The organism is Mojavia sp., assembly GCF_059505145.1.
In genome coordinates this window covers 34340-54025 of the sequence record NZ_JCACKA010000022.1, presented here as the reverse complement: position 1 = coordinate 54025, position 19686 = coordinate 34340, and the positions used below count along the sequence as shown (strand labels likewise).

Genomic DNA, 19686 nt, shown 5'->3' with positions numbered 1-19686 from the left:
TTGTACTTTGCAAATGTTAGAAAATCCTATTATTGCTATTCGCAACCTCAATCATTACTTTGGTCAAGGTCAATTGCGTAAACAGATGTTATTTGATATAAACTTAGCAATTTACCCTGGTGAAGTAGTTATTTTGATGGGACAATCAGGCTCAGGTAAAACAACCTTACTGACCTTAATAGGAGCCTTGCGGTCTGTGCAACAGGGAAGCCTCAAGGTTTTAGGAAATGAACTTTACAGAGCTACTAATAACCAATTAATACAAATCCGACGCAATATTGGGTATATCTTTCAAGCACACAATTTGCTGCGATTTTTAACTGCTTGCCAGAATGTTCAAATGTCGCTGGAACTGCACAAAGAATTTGACAATCAACAAGCTCAATCTAAATCCAAAACTATGCTAGAAGCTGTTGGTTTGGGGAATAGAATCAATTACTATCCTGACGACTTATCTGGTGGACAAAAACAGCGAGTTGCAGTTGCTCGCGCTTTGGTGAGTCATCCCAAATTGGTTTTAGCTGATGAACCTACTGCTGCTTTAGATAGTAAATCAGGTCGAGACGTAGTAGAACTTATGCAGCGTTTAGCTAAGGAACAATCTTGTGCTGTCTTGATGGTTACTCACGATAATCGCATTCTCGATATTGCCGATCGCATCATTTATATGGAAGATGGATGCTTGGTGAATCACTAGACTTGCTTAGTTATTATGTTCAATTTACCAGTAAATGTTGTTGGGTAAATAAATAAGGAATTTGCATAACCCAACTATGCTTACACCGAACCTCAAACATAATTACGAATTGTGCGATCGCATCTTAAATATATTATCCAAATTCGTTTGTTGTCAAAAATCATAAAACAGAAGCTGATAGATTATCTCTATCAAAACTAATCAGTCTAGAGCCTATAAAATAAATCATCTAACTTTAGAAAAAAGCTATATTATCACAAATTTGTATTTTAAGAGCTTGATAAAAGCTTGATACAATTTGTTCAAGGGTTTTTATCTATTTAATTTACATTTAATCTAACTAAAGGATGATTTATTAGTTAAGAAATTTCTAATACTATGAGCGGAGCTTTGACATAAATCAGCCGAAAGTAGTAATAAAACCTGAACAGAAGCCTCGAAAAAATTGAAATTATTTCAAAATAAGGACTGATAGAGAATGGATGAATTTAAACTCAGCGTCTCCCTATTGACACCTGCTAGTGATTTAGTCACAGGAGATCCGGGAGGAAAGTTTGAAGCCGTTTTTGGGCGTGCTGGGAATGATAATATTTACGCCTACGATCCTTATACAAGTAGTAATCCACAGCAAAATATTGATTTTTTGTTTGGTGATATATTTGATAACTCTGTAGAAGAGTACGAAATCATACTCAATATTCAGGCTAATCAGCAAGGTGGTAATCCATTACTGATCCTACAGAGAAACATACCATCGGTAGGAAAGGACAAATTTATTCTTGGAGATATAAATCAGCCTTACTATACCGATAGTAGCTTCCTTGGTTTAGACAAGTTTGCTGTGCTCTATGATTTTGATCTCACTCAAGATAAAATCCAGCTCAACGGTAAAGCGGAAGATTATCGATTAGTAGATGTTAATGGATTAAAAGTTGAAGGAATAGACCAACCTTTTTTTGGAAAGGCTATATTTTCAGTTCAACAGGGAACACCTGACCTCGTTGGTTATGTGATTGCGCGTCCTGAGGTCAAGTTGGATCTCAAGGATGGATATTTTCAGTATGTGGGTGAAAAACCACAAACAAAACCAGCACGAAAGAAGATTGGGCAATTAGGAACTACCGGTATCGATCGCAGTCTTGGTGCTGCTACAGATCCTTCAGGTAATGTCTATATAACAGGATCTACTACTGGCCCTTTACAAGGAAGCAATAAAGGTTTTGCAGATGCTTGGATAGCCAAATTAGACAATCAGGGTAACCAATTGTGGGGTAAGCAAATTGGCTCTTCCGGTTCTGAAACATCCTATGCCGTCGTCACAGACAAAGACGGTAATGTGTACGTGGCGGGAGACACGGGGGGTAACTTATTTTCATCCAAGCAATCAGAATCTCAGGATGCTTGGGTAGCTAAGTATGACAGCAATGGGACTCTGAAGTGGGCTAAGCAGCTTGGAACCAATGTGACTGGTGGTAATGCTAATACTGCCTTTGGTCTCCAAGTAGATGACAAAGGCAGTGTTTACTTATCGGGATTAGCCATTAAGGAAAATCAAAGAACAGACATATTTAATTTTCCTGTTCAGGATGATTCTTGGGTAGCTAAGTTCGACAGTAATGGCAATCAACAATGGTTTACGCAGATTGGGAATTTCTTTTTTGACGAAAGTTACGATCTTGCAGTCGATAAGGATGGCAATAGTTACCTGACAGGATGGACGCAAGGTTTAGTAAAAGAGTCAGATCCATCTAGACAACTTTTGAAGTATGACGCTTGGCTGGCAAAGGTGGATCCCAGTGGTCAGGTTGATTGGATTCAACAGTTTGGGAGTAAAAATGAAGGTCTAGAGTTTTCATGGGCTGTTGACACTGATAGCAAGGGCAATATCTACACTACAGGATGGACTACAGGCGAATTGGGGACAAAAGATAACAAGAGTAAGAAATCAGATTCTTACGATATTTGGTTTAGCAAATTTAGCCCAGATGGGACTCAGCTGTGGACTAAACAGTTTGGCTCTAAAGCTGATGATGGCACCTACTTATCTGATATGGAGATCGATTCACAAGACAATATCTTCTTGATCGGATATACCAACGATAAGTTAGGAAAAGGTACCAAAGATGAAGCTTATAATGCCTGGGTAGGAAAGTTCGATACAGAAGGCAACAACAAGTGGATTCAACAGTTTGGCAGCAAAAATAAGCTTGACTACGCTACAGGTGTTACTACGGACAACGCTGGTAAGCTTTACGTAACTGGATTTACTGATGGTTTGTTAGGCAGTAATAGCACTGGAGCTAATGGAGCGGGTGTGGATGGCTGGGTAGCTCAGTTTGATGCAAACAAAGGAAAACTCCAAAAATTTATTGGCAATTCAAAAGATTTGATCAGTATTAGCGATCCTGGCCCAATCTCCACTGTTGATATAAGTAATAATTTTGTTACTGATGAGAAGCTGCCTAATGGTGATAATCTCATTAACCCTGCTCAAGGAATCAGTGTTAGCAAAAGTACACTAGACTATGGAGATTTTATTTCTAGCCTGGGCAGCATCTTCGACCGTAATGTCCAAAACTCTTTTCCTACAGCTTTGACTGAGGCTGTTAATAGTGGTCAAATAGTGATTTGAACTTTTTCTCACTAGAAATAGGCTAAAATCAGCAATCGTGTTCAACTCAGCAGAGTCATCTACTCTGCTGGGTTGGATAAGAGAGCATATATAAAACTGGTGCTTATGAATTGTAGGCTGAAATTGTAGGCGATCGCCTTAGACAAAACACTCGACAACAACAAAGGTTTGAAACCTAAGAGGATGTCTGAAAACTTTTTGATGTTGTATTTGAGACTTATAGATCCCCCTAAATCCTCCTTGGAAAGGGGGGCTAGGGGGGATCAAACGAAATATTTAATACTTCTCAGACATCCTCTAAGATTCAGCGATGAAATCATCAAGGCAAGAAGTTTTCCGTAACCTTATCGTCCAATAATTTGGCTGGCTTCCTGATCAGGATTCGAGGTTGTGCGCGGAAGTAAAGTATATGTGGTGGTAAGGGTAATTTTTTCCTTTATTTGTAAGGTTTTTAGGGGACTAAGAAATTCAAGTTCCACAAAAGCTTCTGGATCAGAGTTAGTATAAATTTCAGCACTGCTTTCCTGGTCGGGATAGCGAACTCCAGATACTCTTGGTGAATCAATACGAACTACGACTTTTTTTCCAACCCATAATAACGTACTTGCATCGCAGCCTAGCTTGTGGGATTTTTTTGGGTCGCGTGTCAATGAGAGCATTCCGTTTTCGACCTTTAAATTGGCTGGTAAATCGTCAGATTGCTTGTTATACCCTTGAGGAAAGATAGAAGGTTGGGGCAAGGCGGCATATACCGCTACTGGGTCACGCAACTGTGTAATTACCCATACTGCAACATCTTTCGGCTTGCCTTTCACCTTTTCAAAAGTTGTGGAAATCGTCATCACAGGTTGTTGCGGATGAAGACGAATCCTACGAAAAGTCCGAATGCCATAGAGCAAATCTATGGGATAAATCAGCGTTACTTCGCCGCCGTCCACCTTTGCCTGAACTGGTATGGAATCAAAACCTGTTGGTGGCGGCCAAAGTCGCCCCATAATTTTCTTCCAGTCAGACTGAGGGGCTGGCCAAGTTTTATCACCCCCGAAATTAACCCATTTTTTTGGTGTCGGGTTGGGGATTTTGCCAGACATTTTCGGATTTTCCCAGAATGTATCCTCCCCATTCTGAAATCGAAATTGCATCACTCGCCCAATTGCTGGGACTATAACTGCTTCCACTTGACCATTACTCAAAACCCAGGAGTCTCGCCAGCCCCGGTAATTGGTTTTGACTGCTGTAACTTTTGTAGTTTGGAATGAGGCTTTCAGACTGGGGATACTTGCAGTGGCTTCCAACCCGCAAACAACCACCAGAAATAACCCAAAGCAAAATAACAGCAATCTTTTAGCCTTCATACTTAATCCTTCTTACCCCAATTCTCTAAAATCCGGCAACAGATCCTTTCTTCAGAAACCCTTTTGACATCTGACTTTCTTAATTTTGAATTTTGAATTGGTATTACCCCTTCAGGCGGGTACGGTAAACGCTCTGACCTGCTGTAATATAAAGTGTTTTGTAATCTTTATCGCCCCAAGCTAAATTTGTTACCACTTCTGGCACTGTAATTTTGCCCAGGAATTGACCTGTTGGCGAAAAAATCCATACTCCTCCAGAACCGCTACAGTAAATATTGCCTTTGACATCCACCTTCAGTCCATCAGGTATACCTTTATCTTTGGGCCCAGTTAACTGTGCAAAAACTTTGCTGTTAGTTAATGTGCCATCTGACTTGACTTCAAAAACGCGGATGTGTCCTTTGTCAGAATCACTAATGTAGAGTTTTTTCTCATCAGAAGAGAATGCGAGTCCGTTAGGACGCACCATTTCTTTGTTGAGTAGAGTCAGGGTTCTATCTGGTTTCAAGCGATAGATACCATAAAAGCCAAGTTCTTCTTTGTCTTTGCTGATACCATAGGGTGGATCAGTGAAATAAATACTACCGTCTGACTTGACCACAACATCATTTGGGCTATTGAGACGCTTGCCTTGGTAGCGTTCAGCTAAAACGCTGATTTGACCGTTTTTTTCTGTGCGTACAAGACGGCGTTTATGTTGTGCAGTAATTAATCGTCCTTGCCTATCGAATGTATTACCGTTGGGATTGCCAGCAGGATAACGAAATACGACAACTTTACCGTCAGTTGTCCACTTATAAATAGTATCGGCAGGAATATCACTAAAGAGAAGGAAGCCACTTGGATGCCAGACAGGGCCTTCGGTGAACTTAAAGCGACCGACAAGCTTTTCCAAGTTGGTGTTACTAATGTTAATACTTTGTAGTCCAGCAGCACTATTTTCATGGCTTTGCTGTAAGCTCAAAAAGCTGATAAACAAACTGCACAAAGCTATCGGTAATGTAAATTTTTTCACGATTATTTACTCACTAAACCTCAGTCCCTATCATTAAGGCAAAATTTAACTTTTAATTGAAATTATGTTTAAAAGTTAAATTCTGTCCTGAAAGGGACGATAACAATATCAGGGCAACATTATGATAGTTGCTATTTGTTATTTTGGTTGTGGTTTTGATAATTACGTGACTTCGGTGATGGGACAAGTTTTCTAACTTTACCGTCACTTTTAGATGTCACATATAGTTCTCCTGCTGCGTCTATGCCAAAACGAATATCAGAACGTTGGCTACCAAGAATTTTTAGAAAATTCTTTTCTTGTTCACCATCAAAAAGTCTGAGTTCTTTGATCTTGACCTGTTTACCATTAACTAGTTCATCAACAGGCACATGAAAAAAGCGGCTATCGTTGCCAAAGTCGGCAAAAACATACTGTCCTACCAATTCGGGAATCGCTTGACCTCTGTAAACATAACCGCCTGCGATCGCAACTGCATAGAAACCTGACCAATCTACTGGTTTATCATGGTCATATTGGGCGACGGGGTACGTGTAACCATACTTGGCATCATTTTTGGGCAATGGAAACAGGACATTCTCGTTTTTTTCATCTATGACAAAAGTTCCTTCACGGTTTCCCCATCCGTAATTAGCACCTTTAATGCCGAGATTCACTTCTTCAATCAAAGCTTGACCGATATCGACAATTAACATTTTGCCGTCGCCACCTGTATCCCAGCTAAAACGATGGGGGTTACGCAGTCCATAAGCCCAAATCTCCCCTAATATCTTTGGGTTCCTTTTTTTAACAAAAGGATTATCTTGAGGTATGCCATACTTGCCATTAGCGCTATTCTTACCGAAAGGGTCAATCCGCAGTATTTTGCCCAGAGGTGTGCCCAAATCTTGTCCGTTATCCAGAGGATCTGTATAGCTAACAGGGAAGCCGTCACTTCCACCATCAGCCACTGCAATATACAGCATTCCATAATCGGCATCTCCAGGTTTAGCATTAGGATTAAAGCCTAATTGCCCTACATTATGGTCTGGGTAAGGCTCTTCAATACGAAGGATTTCCCGATATGTTCCGGTAAAAGTATTGGCAGCAGGGTCAGCAGCTTTCCACTCACGAATCACATCGTGGTGAGAACTTTTTATAATCTTGCCTTTACTATCAACAATTTTTTTAGTAACTAGAAAATCAGGAATATGAGATTTTTTTTCTTCACTACTTACAGTATAAAAAATTCCATTTGTGGCAAATTCTGGGTGAAAAGTAAAATAGGCAAAACCCTGTTGTGAAGTTTCATCAATAAACCCTGAACCTACTAATTTTTTTAAATTCATGTAGACGGAAGCTTTGTTATTAATAATCACATAAAGATTGCCACGCATATCGTTGACAAATATCTTTCCACTACCGTCACCTGCATGAGTCAAAAAATTTAATCGTGCAACTCTATTGCTTGCAGTTCCACTTATGGGAATTTGTACAACTTCTTTCAGCCCTACTGATATATTTGATTTTTCAATTTTTTCAGGAATAGGGTTAGTTATCTGAGCAGAGGAAATACTAGAAAAAGCTAAAAATAAAAAGAAAACAGTAGAAAGACAAAACAAAATGTAAAACTTTTTCATTACGTTTATCAAGTTAGATGTTTAGCTTTTAGTTTATGCCACTCAACTGATTGAAAAATGATCGCTGCTCAAGAAGTTTGCAGGTAATTAACTTATTAAAATTTAATTTTTACACTAGCAATCAACTTTTAGAACCAACAGCTAGGCGGCTAACTGCATCTTAAAATAAATCGGTCATAATTACATTTTTTAAAGCAACTTTAAACAATGTAACCCCTAAGGGAAGTATAAATTTACTCTTACCCAGGGTAATGTATGACTGTCAAACTCGACTTGTCACTGCACTGCAAGCTGCTATTAGATTTGGAAGATGCTACGACTCAGCATTATGTGCGGGCGATGGAACATTTATTAGTGGTGGTTCAAGATTTATCGCTAGCGCGCAGCTTGGAGCAAATTATGGAAATTGTGCGGGTAGCTGCAAGAGAACTAACTGAAGCGGATGGAGCCAGTTTTGTATTACGGGATAACGGCTACTGCTACTACGCCGATGAAGATGCTATTGCTCCTCTGTGGAAAGGGCAGCGATTTCCGATGAATATCTGCATTGGCGGTTGGGCAATGCTGAATCGTCAAGTGATCAAAGGGTTCCCTATACCACTTATCAAGCCACCTTTATCCAAAGCATGGTGATGATAGACCCGATTTAACCAGACTCAACTTGGCTGATATTTAGATGTATCAACGAAAGCGAGCCAAAAAAGCTAATTAATAATTTTGGTATGAGCGATGGGTAAGGCTTATTTATCAGCCAGCGAGTTAGGCATAAAGAAGAGTTTCTATATCACATTTTGTCAATTTTTGTAGTTAATTTTACTACGTTTTAATAAAAGGTAGCATATACTAAGTATTATAAGCCTTCCATCAAGAGAAAACTGGGAAGGTAGCGATACGTAAGCAGGTAAATCCTATGCAAAAACTTAGGGGAGTAACGGAATTAGAATATGCCTTTCTGTTTACCCTCAGAAAGGTAAATTCGATAAATTTAGCAGGATTTAAACCGTTTTTTAACGATATGCCTGTTGACCCTTTTATTAAAGGCAACTATCGTTCTAGAAGATTATCCCGATTTACTGTTGTTGGGGATAAGTTGATTAAACTACCTCACGGTTATTTCTACCAAAGCAAAGATTACAATCCATTATTGGGAGATATTAAAAGGGAGTTTGCAGAATTAGATGATGCAATGATAGAACTTGATATATTTAAAAACCTTATCTTAGCATTTACTGATTCTTGTAAACTTCATCCAGAGGCAGAAATAGGAGTTCATCAAATTAGGATTAGCTGTTCGCCTGATAATTTGGGTAATCCTGCGCCTGAAGGTATCCATAGAGATGGTACAGATTTTATCGGGATTTTCTCTGTTGATAGAGATAATATTCAAGGCGGAGAAACACATTTGTATACTGCTAAGAAGGAAAAACCCATTTTTAATAAAGTTCTCAATCCTGGTGAACTTTTATTGGTCAACGACCATGAATTTTTACACTTTACTACTCCGATTAAACCAGAGAATAACGCTCTAGGAACAAGGGATGTTTTTGTGCTAACTTCTCCAAGTTTGCTTTCTGATTAATATTATTGAGAAATATAAACACAGATAAACACAGAAAAATTATCTGTGTTTATCTTTATTAGGAGTATTTAAGTCTCACACCTGCGTCAAAACATAGTTTACCTATTTTGACTTCAGAATCATTGAATTAAACTAGTAGTCTAAAATGCTAATTTTTGCGTGAGTCAGCCAAAACTACTGACTAAATTTTCAACTACTTTAATTAATTAGATGAAGCTGGATTTTGACACTTTTATACGTTGTGTGACTTGCTCAAATCCTACCAATCATTTCAGTTAACTTTGGCAGGAACCCAATCATCATGCGTAGCTTGGTCAATATTAGGGGATTGAATGCACACGAAATAACATTGTCCCTCGCCTTGCACACTAAAACCATGAGCGACATTGGTGGGATTATAAACTCGAACTCCAGCAGAAATAGGAAACCATTTATCCTTACCTGCTGCCATACCCATACTATCTAGCTCCGAAACTGGCGACCAATTCTCTTCTACAAGAGCGTAAGCATTAACTGGGTTAGGAAAACCTTCAGCTTCCCCAAGTATTGGGCACAAGGCATGGGCTATCGGATGAACATGTACAGAACCGGGGTAATTACTTTTAATCAAAACTATGGAAATTTCCAGTGCCTCTGGCTCCAAGTTGTATCTTTCTATAAACGGCTGCAATATTTCTTTGCGTATCAAAGTTTTTTCAAACCCGTGATAATCCTTTTTTGTTGACCAATCAAATATTTCTGTGCCAGGTTTTCTCCTTAATATATCGATAAATTCATCGGTAATTATTTCTAAAACTTCATTGGATACTTTTGATACCTTTTGAGTTGGCTTGGGGTAACTAATACCTGTCATTGTTCTGACTCCTCAAATTTAGTTATTTAAAGTTGTTTGTCTGTATTCCCATGCTGAGTGTTAGCAACTGATGCGCTATGGATTATCGCAAGTATTCATAGCGAAGTTGCATTCAATAGCGGTATTTGACGCACAGAATATGAGACGCGATCAATTCTTCGTCTTCTTAGTACTTGAATATGGTTTGTTTACTCACATTTTATCTTAAAAATCTGAAAGTGTGTATTGACGGAAATACTTCAATATGGTAAATACACTCAAAATATCTTTTGGTATGAAAGTAGTTTAGCTTTTGTTTAGAAGAGGCAGAGGATCAGAGGAAATGAGGAACACAGGGGAAACCTCATAGATAAATTTAAGGACTTGAACAACGGATGTATTGTCAAACGAGCGTTTGCTACTTCAGTGTCATTAAAATAGGAAATAAGCTAGAGTCACGGTGAATACTTTTATAGTCAACAGCTAACTGAGTTTACTCAACAAACGCTATGAATGACGAATTCTACAATCGAGGTTTGGAAAAAGCCAAGCAAAAAGACTACCCTGGAGCTATTGAAGAATTTAACCGTGCTTTGCAACTAACACCTTACTTTGCCGAAGCTTATTTTCAAAGAGGTTTGGCATATTATGACTTAGGAGAACTTCTCCAAGCTGTTTCAGATTACACTCAAGTTTTGAGGCTGAATCCTCAGAGTATAGAAGCATATTATTCTCGCGCCTTGGCAAGGGTGGCGCTAAAAAATCTACCGGGTGCGCTTGAAGATGTGGAAGGTGCTATTCGTCTCAATTCCAATTATGCCGCAGCTTATAGTTTACGGGGGATGGTGCGACGCAAACAGGGATATATTCAAGATGCGATCGCCAATTTTAAAAAAGCCGCACAATTATATCTAGAACAAAAAGATAAAGAAAATTGTCGCCTCTGTCTGGAACGGATTAAACAGCTACAACCACCAAAGAAGCCAGCTGTTCCGCAACCAAATTCTACAATCGTAACTATCACATCCACAAACGAATATTTCACGCAACTATTAGACAAGGCAGAAAAGGGAAATACCCGCGAGGCGATTGAAGATTTAAACTGGGTATTGCAAGCTGATCCGCAAGATGCCCAAGCTTATTGCTGTCGTGGGGTTGTGCGTTGCAAAATGGGAAATTATCAAGCTGCGATCGCAGACTTTAACCAAGCAATACTGCTGAATTTTCAAGATGCTATTGTCTATCGCAACCGAGGCAAAGCACGTTCTTTGTTAGGCGATCATCAAGGTGCGATCGCTGATTTTAACCAAGCACTCCAAATTCAACCCCAAGATGCCTTAGTTTATGTTGCCAGAGGTAATGCTTATCGGGCAATGAGCAATTATCTAGGTGCAATTCAAGACTACACCCAAGCACTACAAATTAATCCCGATGATGCCCAAGCTTACTACAATCGCGGTATTGCCCATACTCTCTTAGAAGAAATACAACACGCGATCGAAGATTATCAACGGGCAGCAAGTATATTTTGTGTACAAGAAGATTGGGAAAACTACCAACAAGTCTTAGATAGCCTCAACAAAATTCAGTCATCTAGTCTGGATTTCAAAAAATCTAAATCTAACTTGCTACGTCAGCGATTATTGCGACTGGTAGGGGGACAATGGGACATTGCCCAACGGCTTATTCAACAAAAGAAGGATTACTATCCTGGGATGACAGAAGAGTGGTATTTACAAAAAGTGATTGCAGAATTAGAACGCGATCGCGGTAATTAATATTCCACGTTCTAACATTTAAGTAACTACTTTAAATGCAGTAATTTGCTTTTTGTACCAGTATTTATACTGGATATTAAGTAATTATATATTTCTTATATAATTTTCGGTAAGCCTTTTTGTCCAGAAGTATTAAAATAGCAACCAACTAAGTAAGTACATAAACGTACTTAATATTAGTAAAACTGCATATCGTCAGCTATAGTGCATACAAAAAAGTTTTATTTTAGGCATAGCATTGATATATTGGCACTGTCGCCGTTAGACTATTTTTTGGCGGCAAATTCCAGGCCAATCACACTCCTGAGCTAGTGCCAGCGAGCGCCATCTGTAAATCTGCGATTCAACATTCACGTTTCTCCCCTACCGTTACCCTATGCTGTCTGATAGCGATTACTGCACAGCCGCAGTGATTGGATTCACAGAAGTTCAGTTAATGCGTAAGTCCTAGACAAGTTGAGGAGCTTGTTGTCGGATAGGCACTTGAATTATGAATTTAGTGCCTTCCCCAAGGCTAGAAAAACATTGCAATTTTCCACTATGTTTCTCCGTAATGATTTGGTAGCTGATTGCCATACCCATGCCTGTTCCTTTACCTACAGGCTTGGTAGTGAAAAATGGATCGAAGATACGCTTTTGAACAGATTCTGGCATTCCTTGTGCGTTATCAGCGATCACAATTTCTACCAATTGTGAATCAACTACTGAAGTGCGGATAGTAATCTGACTGGGATTTTCTTGTATCTGTTGATAAGTGCGTTTGATATCTACCTCATCAAAGGCATCCATTGCATTTACCAGAATATTCATCAATACTTGGTTGAGTTGACCAGGATAGCATTCCACTTGCGGCAAGTTGCCATAATCTCGAATAACTTCGATTGTTGGACTGTCTGGTTTGTCTTTGAGGCGGTGTTGCAGAATTAAGAGAGTACTTTCGATGCCTTCATGAATATCAACTGCCTTAAATTCCGCTTCATCCATACGCGAAAAATTCCGCAACGATAGCACAATGTTACGAATCCTCTCAGTCCCCATTTTCATTGAAGACAGCATCTTCTGTAAATCTTCGATAAGAAATTCAAGATCAATTTCCTCTGCTAATGCTTCAATTTCTGGGTCATGGCTAGAATGGCGTTCTTGGTAGAGATAAATCATCTCTAACAAGTTTTGAGTATACTCATCCAAGTGAGTAATATTGCCGTGAATAAAGTTAACTGGGTTATTGATTTCATGGGCGATACCTGCTACCAGTTGACCCAGACTAGACATTTTTTCACTTTGAATTACTTGTGCTTGGGTACGCTGCAATTCACTCAAAGCTGTTTTAAGTTCAAAAGTCCTTTCTTCGACTCTCGCTTCTAGTTCTGCATTACTGTTTTCTAAAGCAATAAAGGATTCGCGCAATTGCCCTGCCATATGATTAAAAGAATGGGCAAGGGCGTTGAGTTCCTGTATGTTGCCCTCTGTGATTGTCTGGTCTAAGTCGCCGGCTGCCATTGCCTGACTTGCCTGGTTCAGGCGCAGGATGGGATGCGCAATCCAGCGTCCGGTAAAAATACCACTCGTCGTTGCCACTACCAGCGCCCCAAAACAAAGTAAGATAGTAGTTAGGGTATTAGCATTGATTTGTGACATGAAGGCGCTTTGCGGGATGCTGGTGACAACCAGCCAGTCCAAGCCATATTGGTCGCGCCAGGGAGCAATATGCACATTATAATGTTCTCCCTGAAAATTGGCTTGAAGTTCTTGGGTATTAGTGATGGTCTGAAGGTTGGGAATGCTTTGCTGAAGCTGTTTAGCAATACCTTGCACAACTTGATTAGGGCTGTCTGTTGCTTTGAGGCGTTTAATTTCGTTCTTGGTTACAGTAAAAGGCTGCTCCTGGCAGGAATTGGCAACCAACATACCATCCCGCTCTATAATAAACACTTGTCCAGAGCGACTGATATTTAATGTTCGCAAAAATTCGCTCAGTTTCAATAGATGAATGTCAACCCCCACCACGCCAATGAGCTTTTTACTAGCGTCATAAACTGGGCTACCTGCTGATGCCGCAATATAGGGAGGATAGGCAGGATCGTAGTAGGTGTAGATCCGAGTCCAGATCGGTTTCCCGGCTTTAACGGGTTCAATGTATATAGGTTCATTGAGGGTATCCCATGTAGCGGTAGACAAGAGTTGAGTACGGTTGCCATCGTTGTCTGCCAAGTAAGTTGTCGAATTTTTCGGCAGGCTAGGTGTTTTGGTGGTGTTGTCGTCGATAGTAACCGTTTTGCCATCATAGCGAGCGGCTCCAGCTCCTTCCCCAGTTGCTAGGTTCAAGCTGATGTAGGTCAGGTCATAGGCTTGCATTTGATGCCAGAAATATTTGCCAACAGTTTTACGATCTCGCACATTCAGTAATCCCATGCGAATTGCATCGGCATTAATCTGGATGACTTGATGCGGAATTGACAGGTAGGCATCCAAATGGTGATCTATCTCACTACTGGTTCGCTCCATCAACTGCTTTGACAAATCCTGAACCGCCTTCTCACCATTTTTAAACGACAAGTATCCCACCAGCCCTACTGCACTAAACACTTGCACCACGAAAGGAACGATGAGGACAAGCTGTAATGGCAATGTCCAGAATTTGGTGGATGATGAACGGGTCTTCATAAGCTGGAAACCTGAGTACATTTTGAAGGCTGCTGGCAAGGCTTTGAACTCATTGGAACCAGCATAAACTTTTGCCTTACTTAAGATAATTCCCCAAAAATTTCTAGCTTGAACACAATTCGCTCTACTCTTAGGCACTTGCCAGAAATAAAATGTCCAGGTTAAATTGTTTGCTGAGTCTAAGCTCAATAGCACGCTTGTAAAGGCGAAATCTTGCGATTAACAAGGTGTTGGGGCTAAGGTATAGTGTTAGTAGGTATTTAATGGATGAGTGGCAAATAGAGCTTATGCGCTTCCTAATTTCTTAACCAGATTGCCCTAAACTCCAAAACCAGTAATATCAACGAATTACACTTAACGAGCGTGCCATTCATGCCTAAGAGATTTAGCATTTAGTCAGGGAGAGGAGGTTCCAAAAAACCAGAGTGAATAAAATACGAAAAGTAAGTATTCAGTAGTTTATCGTCCACAGGTGGGCAGGTAATATTACTACCTACTAACCCAATAACTGTATTGGAACTATCAAATTGCAGAGATTTTGGTTGAAAATAAAGTTCAGGAATTGACTGTTGCTGCTCCGGAAGCTTTTCAGATAAGAAAGATAAGAAGGGATATAAAGCATTTTCTGGCATATTTGGAACAAAAAATCTGACTTTAGAAAGCCAATCTTGAAAGGAAAGTTGTTGAATTGAATAACCAAAATTATGCATCCAATTCACAAGCTGATTCCATGAAATAGATTGAGGATTAGAGACGTGAAATACTCTCTTATTAAGAGCTTTTTGTCTTGATAACCGGACAATCGCACGACTGATATAATCAACGGGAACAATATCTACTGGCATATTCCAATCAGGTGCTAACCCTAGTTGAATACAGCCCTTGATCAGGCTGCGTAAAAAGTCGGAACGGTTACAAATTCCTGTTTGGCTGTGTCCTTCTATCCAAGTGGGACGATAAATAGCTGTGGGAATTCCTCGCTCATGAGCAAGCGTAACTAATTTTTCCGCAACCCATTTGCTTTGTGTGTAACCGTAGAGACCATGCGGGCGATCAGCTTCCTGTTCTAAAATAACTTGCGTTTCAGTATAGGCAATTGGTGAAAAAACGCCAACGGTAGAGAGGAAATGAATGGGTTTAATCTTTGTTTGACTTGCTAATCTCAGGACTTCTTGTGTACCTAAAACGTTCGCGGCTTTTAGCACAGAGTATGGATAAACAAAGTTAACTAATGCACCGTTGTGGTAGATAGTATCGATAGTTTCTGCCAAAGTTTGAAATTGTTCAGACGGCAACCCCAGCAGTGGTAGCGATATATCGCCAATAACGGGAATAATTCTGGAGCTTCTATTTTGATCCCAAAGCTTGTAAGATTCCAGTATGCTTTTGATGCGTTGGTTACCTTCTTGAACATCAGTAGCCCTGACCAAGCAATAAACCTTCGCCTGGGTTTGCTCAAGTAATTCGTGAAGCAAGAAAGCTCCCAAAAAACCTGTTGCACCAGTTAACAAAACATTGGCTGGCTCAAAAACTAATTCTAATAATGCATTTTTAGAGTTAATTGTTGGATCTAAAATCGCTTCAGTTTGTAGATCGAGGGCAGGATGAATGGTTGATGCTACATCATCTCCGGCTTTTATTGCTGCAATGATTTTAGCTAGTTCTGCGATACTAGGAGCTATGAAAATATTTTGCAGGGACAACTCTATCTGGAATGTTTTTTGTACCTGGAAAAGCATTCGAGCTAACAGTAGAGAGTGTCCCCCCAAGTCAAAGAAGTTGTCATAAATTCCAACTTGTTCCAGTCCCAAAATTCGAGTTGCGATCTGGGCTAATTGCTGTTCAACATAGTTACGAGGTGTAACAAAAGCTTCCTGTAGATCGGGTCTAACTCGGTTTGGTGCAGGTAATGCCCGGCGATCAACTTTGCCACTAGGCGTAATCGGTAAAGCTTCCATCACGACAAAGGCAGCAGGAATCATGTACTCAGGTAGTCTCTGTTTAAGGAAAGCACGAAGTTGCGGTATTAAATTGAAAAGATTAACTGTCTGTTCGTTTTGAAGAGGATGATTAGCAAGTTTATTTTGAGTGGTTATTTCAGGGAGAGAATACTGTTGTAGTTGTCCAATCTGCGATGTAGCTGAAGAATTATTTTCAGACTCTTGTAACTTAAGACAAAGATAGGCAACTAAGCGCTTTTCACCAGGCTGATCCTCGCGGACTATGGCAACCGTTTCCTTAACGGCAGGATATTGGCTAAGTACATTTTCAATTTCTCCTAGCTCGATACGATAGCCGCGAATCTTGACTTGCTGATCTATGCGTCCTAAATACTCAATATTGCCATCAGCAAGATATCTTGCTAAATCACCTGTTTTATACAAGCGATCGCACTTGTTAAAAGGACTGACAATAAATCTTTGTGCTGTCAACTCTGTTGAGTTGAAATATCCTCTTGCTAGACTGACACCGCCAACATATAACTCACCAGGAACTCCAACAGGCACAGGCTGTAACTGTGAATCCAGCAGATGTATTTGGCTATTGGCAATTGGTTGTCCGATTGGTGGCAATGCCGGCCAATCTTGCACTGAACCAGTCAAGCTAAAGGCTGTAACCACATGAGTTTCAGATGGGCCATAGTGGTTGTGCAAACTACACTGAGGTACGTGATTAAACAAATGTGCGATCGCCCCTGTGATGCGTAATTGTTCGCCAGCAGTAATCACCTCGCGCAAACTAGTAGGTATGATACTTTCCATCTGTGCCACTTCTGCTAACTGTTGTAGTGCCACAAACGGTAGAAATAGCCTCTCAATCCCGGCTTGATTGAGAAATTCTAGCAGGCTTGTCGGGTCACGGCGCATTTGTTCGGTAATCAAGACTAGTGTGCCACCTGTGGTCAGGGTAGCAAAGATTTCTTGGAAGGAGACATCAAAACTAATTGGAGTATATTGAAGTGTTTTGGCGGTAGAACTGACTGTTGAATTTTGCAACTGCCAGGCAATTAAGTTGACAAGCGGACGGTGAGGCATTGCTACACCTTTGGGTTTGCCAGTTGAACCAGAGGTGTAGATGACGTATGCTAAGTTGTCGGGAGTAACTTCGCTTTGGGGATTAGTTGTGGGATTTTGGGCGATCGCTTCCCACTCAGAGTCTATGCAAACTACCCGTGTGTTATGCGTTGCGACCTTTTCAATTAGATTCTGCTGTGCCAATAGTACCGACGCTTGTGAGTTGTTGAGCATAAATGCTAAACGTTCTTGAGGATAAGCCGGATCTAGTGGCACATAAGCCCCGCCTGCTTTGAGAATTCCTAAAAGCCCGATCGCCATCTGGGGCGATCGCTCAATGCAAATACCGACAACAACTTCCGGTTTAACGCCAAGGGTTTGCAAATAATGTGCTAGTTGATTTGCTTGCTGATTTAATTCTTGGTAAGTTAGCTGCTGTGCTGCAAATTCGATGGCGATCGCATCTGGTGTTTGTTCTACCTGGGCTTCAAACAGCTGATGAATACATTCTTGAGGAAAATCTCCTTGGGTCTGATTCCATGTATAGAGTTGTTGTTGTTCGGCTATGCTTAACAAGCAAATGTCTGAAACTTTCGTATCTGGGTTGGCAACAATATCCTCCAGTAGTTTTTGGAAATGTCCAGCCATGCGGGCGATCGTAGTAGCTGCAAATAAGTCGGTACTATACTCGAAGTAACCTACAAGATCAGTTGGTGTTACAGCCAATTCCAAAAACAAATCAAATTTGGCGGTTTTATTATCCAAGGGCAGGTCAGTTAATGTTACACCGGGCACTTCCCAAGTTGATGTTGGCGTATTTTGCAAGTTAAATACGACTTGAACGAGCGGGTTATGGTTGAGAGCGCGATCGGGTTGTAATGCCTGCACCAGTTCCTCAAATGGTAAGTCCTGATGAGCATAAGCTCCTAAAGTCATCTCTCGGACTCGCTGTAGCAACTGCCGAAAACTAGGCAAACCTGACAAGTCTGTTCGGAGTACGATGGTGTTGGCAAAGAACCCCAGCATTTCTTCTAGTTCAGGGCGATGGCGATTGGCAACGAGCGATCCAATAGCAATATCGTCTTGTCTAGTGTAGTGAAACAGTAGTGTTTGGAAGGCTGCCAGCAGTGTCATAAAGAAGGTAACCCCTTCGCGACGGCTCAATTCCTGAAGTTCTTTGGTTAAAGATGCGGATAAACTCAGGAAGTGACGTGCCCCTCGATAGGTTGACACTGGCGGTCGGGGGAAGTCTGTTGGTAATGGCAGGATGGGTGGCAGGCCATTTAACTGCTCCTGCCAATAGGCAAGCTGGCGTTCTCGGATCTCACCCTGCAAGCACTGTCGTTGCCACACCGCAAAATCAGTATACTGAATCGTTAAATCTGACAGGGGAGAAGTCTGTTCTGATGCAAAGGCAGTGTAAAGGGTCGCCAGTTCCTGCAACAATACGTTAATTGACCAACCATCACAGACAATATGATGCAAGTTGATCAAAAGAAAATGCTCCGTTTCACTCAGCTTAAAAAGTGCAGCACGCAGCATGAGATCCTCAGATAAATCAAAGGAACGTCTAGCCTCTTCAATAATTAATCCCCAGACTTGACTTTCTTGTGTAGTTGAATCTATTACAGGTAGTTTAAAGATTGGAGATGGATGGATTATCTGTATAGGTTGCCCATCCACAGCTTTAAAGGTAGTACGTAAGATTTCATGACGGTTGATAATTTCTTGGAAACTTTGTTCCAAAGCTTGAACATTCAAGAAACCATTTAGGCGAAAGGCTTGTGGGATATTATAGAAGGGATTATTCGGTACTAACTGATCCAGAAACCACAATGGCTCCTGTACGAATGCCAAGGGTAAGTTAGCGTCGCGTCCTACTGGTTGGATAGGGGGAAGCTGTATACTTTGTATTTGTTGCCGGCCTGTTTCTATAAGCTTTGCAAGTTCAGCGATCGTTGCTGATTCAAATAAACAACGTAAAGGCAACTCAATCTGCAAAACATTGCGGATACGGGAAATTACTTGAGTTGCCAGAAGTGAATGTCCTCCTAAATCCAAAAAATGGTCATAAATTCCCACTTGCGTTAAGCCAAGAATGTCACTCCAAATATTTGCTAACGCTATTTCTGTAGGAGTTTGAGGGGCAACCAAATTCTCCTGGTTAGTTCCATAGTTTGGCACAGGTAGAGCTTTGCGGTCAATTTTACCACTAGGAGTCACTGGCAGTTTGTCTAGTAACACGATCGCACTCGGCACCATATACTCTGGTAGTTGCGATCGCAAAAATTGCCGCAGTTCACTCACGGAAGTAGCAGGCACCATCGCATCTGCAACTATATATGCAACTAAACGCTGTTCACCAGGTATATCATTTCGAGCAACTACTACTGCCTGCCGTACTTGAGAATGCTGTTCAAGTACATTTTCAATTTCTCCTAGCTCAATACGATAGCCGCGAATCTTGACTTGCTGATCTATGCGTCCTAAATACTCAATAT

General features: G+C 40.7%; 11 protein-coding genes. 5 read left to right on the top strand and 6 right to left on the bottom strand.

Features of this window, described 5'->3' with window-relative positions; translation table 11 throughout:
* The first annotated feature begins 13 nt into the window (after positions 1-13).
* Positions 14-697 carry a DevA family ABC transporter ATP-binding protein gene (locus AC5JL8_RS02925; protein WP_495878278.1) on the top strand — a complete coding sequence of 228 codons (684 nt, stop codon included), beginning with the start codon at positions 14-16 and terminating at the stop codon, positions 695-697.
* 478 nt (positions 698-1175) lie between these two features.
* Positions 1176-3329 (top strand): SBBP repeat-containing protein, encoded by a 2154-nt coding sequence (locus AC5JL8_RS02920; protein ID WP_495878277.1) that lies wholly within the window; start codon positions 1176-1178, stop codon positions 3327-3329.
* A gap of 344 nt (positions 3330-3673) precedes the next feature.
* Here the strand turns inward: AC5JL8_RS02920 and AC5JL8_RS02915 are convergent, their stop codons facing one another.
* The 3 genes from AC5JL8_RS02915 to AC5JL8_RS02905 form a co-directional block, all read right to left on the bottom strand.
* A complete protein-coding gene (locus tag AC5JL8_RS02915) occupies positions 3674-4684 on the bottom strand; it encodes a hypothetical protein (protein ID WP_495878276.1) in 1011 nt (336 codons plus the stop codon).
* 103 nt (positions 4685-4787) lie between these two features.
* Entirely contained in the window at positions 4788-5699 is a 912-nt protein-coding gene (locus AC5JL8_RS02910; RefSeq protein ID WP_495878275.1) for an SMP-30/gluconolactonase/LRE family protein, read from the bottom strand.
* A 131-nt stretch (positions 5700-5830) separates the two neighbouring features.
* Entirely contained in the window at positions 5831-7318 is a 1488-nt protein-coding gene (locus tag AC5JL8_RS02905) for a PQQ-dependent sugar dehydrogenase (RefSeq protein WP_495878274.1), read from the bottom strand.
* 255 nt (positions 7319-7573) lie between these two features.
* On the opposite strand from AC5JL8_RS02905, the gene AC5JL8_RS02900 reads away from it, so the two are divergent.
* Entirely contained in the window at positions 7574-7951 is a 378-nt protein-coding gene (locus AC5JL8_RS02900; RefSeq protein ID WP_495878273.1) for an IclR family transcriptional regulator, read from the top strand.
* Positions 7952-8228: 277 nt separating this feature from the next.
* A complete protein-coding gene (locus AC5JL8_RS02895) occupies positions 8229-8897 on the top strand; it encodes a 2OG-Fe dioxygenase family protein (RefSeq protein WP_495878272.1) in 669 nt (222 codons plus the stop codon).
* A gap of 271 nt (positions 8898-9168) precedes the next feature.
* Here AC5JL8_RS02895 and AC5JL8_RS02890 read toward each other — a convergent pair whose 3' ends face one another.
* On the bottom strand, positions 9169-9750 hold the full coding sequence (locus AC5JL8_RS02890; RefSeq protein ID WP_495878271.1) for a hypothetical protein: 582 nt from the start codon (positions 9748-9750) through the stop codon (positions 9169-9171).
* A 488-nt stretch (positions 9751-10238) separates the two neighbouring features.
* On the opposite strand from AC5JL8_RS02890, the gene AC5JL8_RS02885 reads away from it, so the two are divergent.
* The gene (locus AC5JL8_RS02885) at positions 10239-11507 is read left to right on the top strand and encodes a tetratricopeptide repeat protein (protein ID WP_495878270.1); all 1269 of its coding nucleotides are present in this window, start codon (positions 10239-10241) and stop codon (positions 11505-11507) included.
* 447 nt (positions 11508-11954) lie between these two features.
* On the opposite strand, the gene AC5JL8_RS02880 is transcribed toward AC5JL8_RS02885, so the two are convergent.
* Entirely contained in the window at positions 11955-14171 is a 2217-nt protein-coding gene (locus AC5JL8_RS02880) for a sensor histidine kinase (protein ID WP_495878269.1), read from the bottom strand.
* Between the two features lie 392 nt (positions 14172-14563).
* Positions 14564-19686, bottom strand: a 5123-nt coding sequence (locus AC5JL8_RS02875) for an SDR family oxidoreductase (RefSeq protein WP_495878268.1), incomplete at its 5' end; no start/stop codon positions are given.